8 protein-coding genes are annotated in these 7,629 nt (G+C 67.6%); 4 read left to right on the top strand and 4 right to left on the bottom strand.

Annotation, left to right across the window (positions count from 1 at the left end; all coding sequences use genetic code 11):
• Positions 1 to 337: 337 nt before the first annotated feature.
• Positions 338 to 1,717, bottom strand: coding sequence for a hypothetical protein (locus Pla123a_RS23040; RefSeq protein WP_146591456.1), 1,380 nt, complete (start codon positions 1,715 to 1,717; stop codon positions 338 to 340).
• Positions 1,718 to 2,060: 343 nt separating this feature from the next.
• Here Pla123a_RS23040 and Pla123a_RS23035 point away from each other — a divergent pair, with 343 nt between their 5' ends.
• The gene (locus tag Pla123a_RS23035) at positions 2,061 to 2,720 is read left to right on the top strand and encodes a hypothetical protein (RefSeq protein ID WP_146591454.1); all 660 of its coding nucleotides are present in this window, start codon (positions 2,061 to 2,063) and stop codon (positions 2,718 to 2,720) included.
• Here Pla123a_RS23035 and mobA read toward each other — a convergent pair.
• Positions 2,717 to 3,346, bottom strand: coding sequence for a molybdenum cofactor guanylyltransferase (gene mobA, locus Pla123a_RS23030; RefSeq protein WP_146591452.1), 630 nt, complete (start codon positions 3,344 to 3,346; stop codon positions 2,717 to 2,719). The genes Pla123a_RS23035 and mobA overlap by 4 nt on opposite strands.
• On the bottom strand, positions 3,343 to 3,675 hold the full coding sequence (locus Pla123a_RS23025; RefSeq protein WP_146591449.1) for a hypothetical protein: 333 nt from the start codon (positions 3,673 to 3,675) through the stop codon (positions 3,343 to 3,345). Before Pla123a_RS23025 ends, mobA begins: the two co-directional genes overlap by 4 nt.
• A 90-nt stretch (positions 3,676 to 3,765) precedes the next feature.
• Here Pla123a_RS23025 and Pla123a_RS23020 point away from each other — a divergent pair, with 90 nt between their 5' ends.
• Genes Pla123a_RS23020 through Pla123a_RS23010 form a run of 3 tightly spaced genes read left to right on the top strand, consistent with a single transcriptional unit; the run spans position 3,766 to position 6,697 of the window.
• On the top strand, positions 3,766 to 4,566 hold the full coding sequence (locus tag Pla123a_RS23020; protein ID WP_146591446.1) for a formylmethanofuran dehydrogenase subunit C: 801 nt from the start codon (positions 3,766 to 3,768) through the stop codon (positions 4,564 to 4,566).
• A 58-nt stretch (positions 4,567 to 4,624) separates the two neighbouring features.
• Positions 4,625 to 6,337 (top strand): Na+/H+ antiporter NhaC family protein, encoded by a 1,713-nt coding sequence (locus tag Pla123a_RS23015; protein ID WP_146591445.1) that lies wholly within the window; start codon positions 4,625 to 4,627, stop codon positions 6,335 to 6,337.
• A gap of 39 nt (positions 6,338 to 6,376) precedes the next feature.
• Positions 6,377 to 6,697: a Rieske (2Fe-2S) protein gene (locus tag Pla123a_RS23010; protein WP_146591443.1), complete on the top strand. Its 321-nt coding sequence runs from the start codon at positions 6,377 to 6,379 to the stop codon at positions 6,695 to 6,697.
• Positions 6,698 to 6,706: 9 nt separating this feature from the next.
• Here the strand turns inward: Pla123a_RS23010 and Pla123a_RS23005 are convergent, their stop codons facing one another.
• On the bottom strand, positions 6,707 to 7,603 hold the full coding sequence (locus Pla123a_RS23005; RefSeq protein ID WP_146591441.1) for a hypothetical protein: 897 nt from the start codon (positions 7,601 to 7,603) through the stop codon (positions 6,707 to 6,709).
• Positions 7,604 to 7,629: the final 26 nt, after the last annotated feature.

The following is a 7,629-nucleotide window of genomic DNA, read 5'->3' as shown; positions in this document are numbered from 1 at the left end:
CGAGACCCTCACAAGGGGACTCTCACGCACATTCCGACTGCACGACCTTCTAAGTACACTTATCCCGGACGCTACTGGGCTCTGCCAGTGCATTGGCACGAATGCTGTTCTTGCGCTCACTGGCGGAGCCAGTGGCACCCGCATGCAGAGCCTAGCAACTTGGCGATTTAGGAGGCAGAACTGGACAAAACCCTGTCCCCAACCAGAAGAAGAATAGCGCAAGGCATTGCCAGCTAAGCCTTTAAGACGAGAGGGCCCGTGCCGCGTCTGGGGTTTTGTCCCCTCCGATCGAATATTCGGACAAAACCAGTCGGACAAAACCCTACCGGCGGGTTCGCTACAGCGAGATCGGGATCTCGAGCTCGGCCTCGCAGGGGCAGGAGTCACCCGTGGGGCATGGGAGCTCGACCGGGCGGACCTCGTAGTTCGACTGGGGCTCGCAGCAGAGGTGGGCGCCCAGGCCGCACTCGTCGGCCAGCAGGCCCTGCTCCTGGCGGAGCGCGACCTCGGCGACCTTCAGCTCGACCACCTGCTCGACGAGGGTCGCCTCGGCGGTGAAGACGCGGCCCCTGGCGGTGCTGATCTCGAAGATCGAGGTGTCGTTCACGTCGCGGAGTTTTTCGAGCGACCGCAGGTCGCCGCGGCGGTCGAGCACTGCCTGGCGGGCGACGGCAACCCGCTGCTGCTGGATCGCGACCTGGAACGCGGCGCCCTTGATCTTGGCGATCGCGGCCTCGCGGGACTCGGCCAGCAGCGTGCGGAGCTGGCGGCGGCGGATTGGTTCCTCTTGGTCGTAGCAGCACGAGCAGCGGATCAGGTGGCACAGCCCGCTCTGCGGCTCGACCGAGCCGAGGGCCGGGTCGGCGACGGCCAGCACGGCGCGGGCGACCGGCAGGGTCGCCTTCTCGAGCCGGCAGGCCGCGAGACGGACGCTGCGGACGTCGCTGCGGTGGGCCAGGCCGTCGGCGGCGAGGGCTTCGAAGTCGGGGTTGCTCAGCTGGCAGCTCCAGTCGACGCTCGGCTGGAACATGCCGTTCTCGTTGAGCGGGCAGCCGAGCAGCCGCATGAGCTGGCCGTTGAGCTGGATCCGGGCGAGGCTCAGTTGGAGCTCTTGGTCCTCCAGCCCGGCAAGCATCTGGGCGACCTCGGCCCGGTTGACCTCGGCGGGGACTTCGAGGCCCTTTTGTCGGAGGGCGTCGATGCGGCGGAGGGTGGCGCGGGCTTCTTCGACGCCGCGGCGGACGTACGTGAGCTGGGTCTCGGCTCCGGCGAGCATGTAGAACGTGGTCAGCGCCGAGCCGGCGGCCGCGTTGCGGACGTCTGCCTCGCGGAGCTTCAGCAGGTCGCGCGTCAGGCAGAGCGCCTTCTGCACGGCGTCGGTGTCGCAGTCGATGAGGATGCTGGCCCAGTGCTGCTCGAGGTCGAGCATGTAGGCGACCCGGGCGTTGCGGGCCGCGTTGCAGCCGGCGGTGGGGGCGTCGATCAGCCGGTACTCGTCGCTCGGCGAGGGGAGCTGGCAGGGGAACAGGAACAGCGCGTCCCGGTCGATGCTGGCGAGCTCGGTCAGGTCGGGGGCGTGGTGAAGCGGGGCGGTCTGCTCGTAGACGCACGGCGCCACGTTCGCGCACGGCGTCCGGCTGCTCGACGGGCAGCGGCACCCGGCGAGCAAAGTCGCAGCAATCAGCAAGGTCGGGAGCGAGTCCCTGCGTAGGTTCATACCGTCCGTGGCGTTTGGCGCGTGGATTCTTCCTGAAACGGGTATCGACGCTCCGCCGACGCGTGCTGTGCGAGTCGTTCGGCGTTTTCGGCATGTTTGGGTAGCGGGGAGTTTGCCGGCGCCGAGGGCGTCCAGCCGGTACGGGCGGACGAACCGGCAGCGGCGGCGCCGTGGAGGCGATAAAATAGGGGGAAGATCAGGGGCGAAACCCGCTGGCCATGAGTAAAACGGAGAGAGCGGCCCTCCCTGGGGCGCGCGAGCCGGTCGGTTTAGACTATTGGTTCTGGGCCCGACTCCGACCACGGAGCGGGCGAACGTCACTCAGCAGGCTTTTTCTACTTCCATGGCGAATCAAAGCTTCCCTATCCGCGCCCAAAGCGACTCTCGTTTCTACCGCCGGTTCATCCTGATGGGCCTGGGCGCGTTAGGCTTTGCCGGTTGGTGCGTCTATGACGGCGCCATCGGCTGGCCGCAGAAGAACGCCATCTGGGAGGCCTACGAGGCGATCCCCGAGAAGGACCGCCCTGAAGAATGGCCGACGGTCGCCGCCGAGAACGGCTGGAGCGCCGAGAAGCCCAACGAGCACGACTACCACCACACCGACGCCCAGATGCAGATGCAGTACTACATGGCTGTGCCGATCGCGCTGGTCGGCCTGTGGTTCCTGTCCGGCGTGGTGCGGGCGCGGGGCAGCTGGATCGAGGGCACGGCCGAGGGCGTGACCTCGAGCTGGGGCCAATCGTTCAACTGGAGCGACGTCGAGCAGGTCGACAAAAAGAAGTGGCGTAACAAGGGCATCGCCAAGGTCAAGTACGCGAAGGACGGCCGCAAGCGGACCTTCGTCATCGACGACTACAAGTTTATGCGCGATCCGACCGACGCCATCATGCTCGAGCTCGAAGACCGCGTGCCGCGTGAGGCGATCGTCAACGGCCCGACCGAGAAGGAAGTGGCCGAGGGCGAGGCGACCGCCGGCGGCGAGGTGGGCCAAGAGTCGACCTAGTCGACCCCGAAGCCCGCCAGTTCGAGCGCCCGGCGGTACGCCCGGTCGTCGTTGCAGTTGGTCAGGCTGAACAGGTATGGGTCGGCTTGTCGGGCGAGGTGCTCGGGGAGGACGTTCCCAGGGTTCGCGGACAGCAGGCCGCGGAGGCTCGATTTGCCATCGGCTAGCTGCGTGGCGATAGCGGCCGCAAGGCTGACTCGCAGGACGGCAGGCAGCGGCTGTAGCTGGTCACCGATCTGCACCGACGCCCAGGGTTTGTCGTCGAGGTGTGAGTAGAGCAGCTCGACGAACGCGGTGGATAGCAATGGGTAGTCGCAGCCGACGGCGAGCACCGCGTCGCAGCGATCGGAGAGCGTCTCAAGCCCCCAGCCCAGCGCCGGCAGTGGACCCTTGCCCGGCTTGCGGTCACGCACGACCCGCACCCCGGCCGGCAGTTTAGGGAGAGTTTGGTTGGCGGCTGCGACGCACACCAGGTTGTCCGCCGGCGCCCAGTCGGCCGCGCGGCGGAGGGTGCGGCTGAGGAGGGTCTCATCGCCAAACGGCAGCGACGCCTTGTCGCGGCCCATGCGGCGGCTCTCGCCCCCGCAGAGGACTACCGCCCCGCGCCTCGCGAACGGGGTGCTCATCGGCGGCCCAGCAGGATCCGCAGGTGCCGCCAGACCCGCGTCCCCGCGGCCCGCAGCGTGATCAGAACGAACATCAGCGACACCATCGCCAAGCACAGCGAGGCCCAGCGGGACATCAGGCTGGTCATTTCGCCGAAATCCGACGTCGGGTAGCGGGTCGACACGAGGAAAAAGACCGCGGCCAAGATCCCACACCCCGAAGCAAGCAGGATGCCGCCGAGGTACTCGTTCCGCAGTTCCAGATCGGACCGGCGTTGCTTGGCCGGTCGCGATTCGACCGCGGTCGGGGGAGCGAACGGGTTGACTTCATCAGGCTTGGCTGCGCTCATGACCATTCATCCTACGAAGATGCCCTGCGCGAGGCAACGCGACCGCCGCCTCCCGCCCACCACGTCCAGCCACCGAACCATCGCACCGGCATGCTCTCGCTGACGCTCAAGTCCCCGCCGACCGTGCCCGTGGACGCCGAGGGGTTGCTGCCCGGCCGGGAAGACGCCACGCCGCTGGCGGAGCGAACCGTGCTGGCGGGCGGCGTCCCGACGCCGGCTGGCGAGCTGTTCACGATCCGTGGCAATCCCCGCGACCTTGAGTGGCGGTTCGAGGGCGACCTCTCGCGCGTGCGTCACCTCGGCGCCGGGTTGCGGGCCGGGCGGATCGTCATCGACGGCGACGTCGGCCGGCACTGCGGCGCGGCCCTGCGGGGTGGCGAGATTGTCGTTCACGGCGACGCGGGGGATTGGCTCGGCGCCGAGATGCGCGGCGGCGAGATACACGTGCGCGGCTCCGCGGGCAATTGCGTCGGGGGCGGGTATACTGGCTCCAAATTCGGAATGCGGGGCGGGGCGATTGTGGTCGACGGGCCGGTTGGCAACTACGCCGGCCGGCAGATGCGGCGGGGAGTGCTGATCGCTGTCGGCGGCTGCGGCGACTTGCCCGGCTTCCGGATGCGGGCCGGGTCGCTGCTGGTGCTGGGCCGATGCGGCGCCAACCCGGGGCTGGAGATGCTGCGGGGGACCCTCGGCCTGTTCGGCGGAGGCGCCCCGCCAGCGACCTTCAGCCCCGCCTGCACGATCAGCCCGCCGACGCTCACACTGCTGCGCCGGGAGGTCCGGCGTCGGGCCGGCGGCGAGGCGGCCGACGCGGTGCCGGCGACCGTCACGCTGCACAACGGCGACCTGCTGCGTGGCGGACGTGGCGAATTGCTGACGCTCACAAACTAACCCGGTTGGCAACAGGCCTCACTCAAACGCAAACCGCTGCCCCACACGCACGCCGCATATGCAAGATCACCCCTATGGCTGGCTGAGTATCGTTCCCCCGCTAGCGACGGTCGCCGTCGCGTTGCTGACCCGGCGGGTGCTGGTGTCGCTGCTGCTTGGGATCGCCGCGGGGGCGTTGATCACGTCAGGCGGCGCCCCGCTGCCGGCCGTTTACCACTTCTTTGAGACCCACCTGTGGTCCACCCTGATCGACCCCGGCAAGCTGCGCGTGCTCTGCTTCACGCTGCTGATGGGCGCGATGATCGGCGTGCTCAACGCCGGCGGAGGTATGCGTGGACTCGTCGAGCTGCTGACGCCGCTGATCAATTCTACCCGCCGGTGCGAGGTGGTGACCTGGTTCCTGGGACTGGTGGTGTTCTTTGACGACTACACAAACACACTGCTGCTGGGCAACACGATGCGGGCCACGTTCGACCGGCTTAAGCTGTCGCGGGAGAAGCTCGCCTACATTGTCGACTCGACCGCGGCGCCGGTCGCCTGCCTGGCGCCGTTCTCAGTGTGGGTGCTGTTTGAGCTCGAGTGTATCCAGGACGGCATCAACAATATCGACCCGTCCATCGCCGCCCGCCCCGCCGCGATGGACCTGTTTATTGCCTGCCTGCCCTACCGGTTCTACGTCATCTTGGCGTTGGCGTTGGTGCTGCTCGTGGCGCTGCTGCGACGCGACATCGGCCCGATGGTCAAGGCCGAACGCCACGCGCGGCTCGGCGACCCAACCAAGGGCACTCCGGTTGACGACGCGCCGCCCATCGACCAGCCGGCGACGCACTGGTCGAACGCGTTGGGTCCAATCCTGGTGACCCTGGCGGTAGTGATCGCGCTGATCTTGGTCGGCGGCAGAGCGGCCTTGTCGCCCGGCGATCAGTCGGCCGAGCAGGCCGCGGAGCTCGTTGACGAGCCGGCCCCTCAGGCCGCGGCCGGGCCGTCGTTGATCGAGATTGTTGGCGCCGCCGACGCGTCGGTCGCCCTGATGTACGGGGCGTTGGTCGGGCTGTTTGCGGCCGCGGCGTTGTTGCTGGTACGGGGAGTGCTGACCACGCCGCAGATTCAGGCCGCCGCCTTCAACGGCGTCCGCATGGTCCTGCCGGCGTTGGCGATCCTGTGGTTCGCGGGCACGATGTCGCGGATGACCGGCAACCGGGGCGCCGAAGGGCAGACCCAAACCGTGGCCTACGAGTTTCAGGACTACCGACTGTACACCGGCGACTACCTCAAGGAGCTGCTGCCGCAGGGGGACGAAACCGGCGCCGGCAGCACGACCGCGCTGCTGCCGAGTGTGGTGTTCCTGCTCGCCTGCCTGGTGGCGTTCGCCACGGGCACCAGCTTCGGCACGATGGGAATCCTGCTGCCATTCGTGGTTCCGGTCTCGGTGGCGACCATCGCCGTAGACGGGGTCTTCGACCCGCACCACCCGCTGCTGCTCGCCTCGATCGGCAGCGTGCTGGCGGGCGCCATTTTTGGTGACCACTGCTCGCCGATCTCGGACACCACAATTCTGTCGTCTCAGGCGAGCGGCTGCGACCACATGGCGCACGTCGTGACGCAGATGCCCTACGCCATATCTGCCGGACTGGTCAGCGCGGTCGGGGTTGCGGCGGTCGGCTACGGAGCCGGCGTCTGGCTGGTGCTGCCGGCTCAGGTAGCCGGGCTGGTAGTTATTTTGCTGGTGTTCGGGCAGCGGGTCGAGGACGCCGCGCAGGTCCCAGGCTGACGCCTGTATTCATTCCACCTGGATCAACGACCAAGCGATATGTACCACACGGTAGCCAAGACGTCCGACATCGCCCCCGGCCAAGGGGGAACCTACCAGGTCGGCGACCGTCGCGTCGCGGTGTTCAACAAAGGGGGCGAGTTCTTCGCCATCGACGACCACTGCCCCCACCAGGGCGCGTCACTCGGGGCCGGCTACCTTGACGATGACGGCGCGGTGTCGTGCCCGTGGCACGCCTGGCGGTTCTGCGTCACCGACGGCAAGTGGTGTGACAACCCACGGCTGGGGGTCGACACGTTCGAGGTCCGTGTCGTGGGCGACGACGTCCAGGTTCGTGAGCGCGCCAAAGACGAGGCGTAAACACCCGTGCTAATCTTCGACCGGCCCGGCCTCGACGACAACCGATTGGGTCGCCTCGCCGGTGGTCGGCTCATCGCCAACCTTGATTGCTAGCGCGAACCGCGACTTCAGCCGGGCAGAGTAGACAACGCCGGCCTCTCGGTCGAACAGCACCTCGCCGCCCGACTCGATCACCTGGATGTCGATTGACTGGTCGCTCTTCTCGGGCGGCTTGAATCCGGTGAGCTCGACGTCGATCGCCGCGTAGGTCCGGCCGCCGACCTCGCGTTCGCCGCGGTATGAATAGGTGAGCGTCGCGGCTCCAAGCCCGGGAGTCGCCACCGGCATGCCGACCGTGGCGGTCCACTGCTGCCCCGGCTCGACTTCGCCGGCGGGGAACTGACACACCGCCGGGCGGAGCAGCTGCACGTAGATATCCGCACCCTCCCCTGCCGCCGCGGCCCCCGGCAGGTTCTTGAGCGACTCGAGCACCGCTTCGGGCGGCTCGAAGCCGGAAACGTCGCCGCGGGCCGACAGCAGGAAGGCCGCATTGTTCTCAACCATAGCGCGGTAGAGGGAAGCGATCATTGCCGCCAGCCCCTGCGGCGGCTCGCTGGAATCGGTGTCGAACTCGTAGCCCTGCCCGCCGGGTGCGTTGAAGCCAAAGCGGATTCGGGAGATTTCCTGCTCGATCCGGACGGCTCCGACTTGCTCGGCGCCATCGTTTGCCTTCCAAGAGAGGTCCACCTGCTGCGTCGAGCTCGAACTAACATCGCCCGACCCGGTGTGCAGCGTGCTCTCGTAGGTCTGCTCGATTGCGAGCGGCAACGATTGGCCAGGATTGAGCTTCCACTGCAGCGGCTCATCGGCGGCGGCGTGACCTACGGCGATAATTACAATCAGCAACGGCAGTTGACGGTGCAGCATCTCGGACTCCAAGCAGGCGACGGGTT

Source organism: Posidoniimonas polymericola (assembly GCF_007859935.1).
Taxonomy (GTDB): Bacteria; Planctomycetota; Planctomycetia; order Pirellulales; family Lacipirellulaceae; genus Posidoniimonas; species Posidoniimonas polymericola.
Note: the sequence above shows the minus strand (reverse complement) of the source record. Positions and strands in the feature narration are given on the sequence as shown.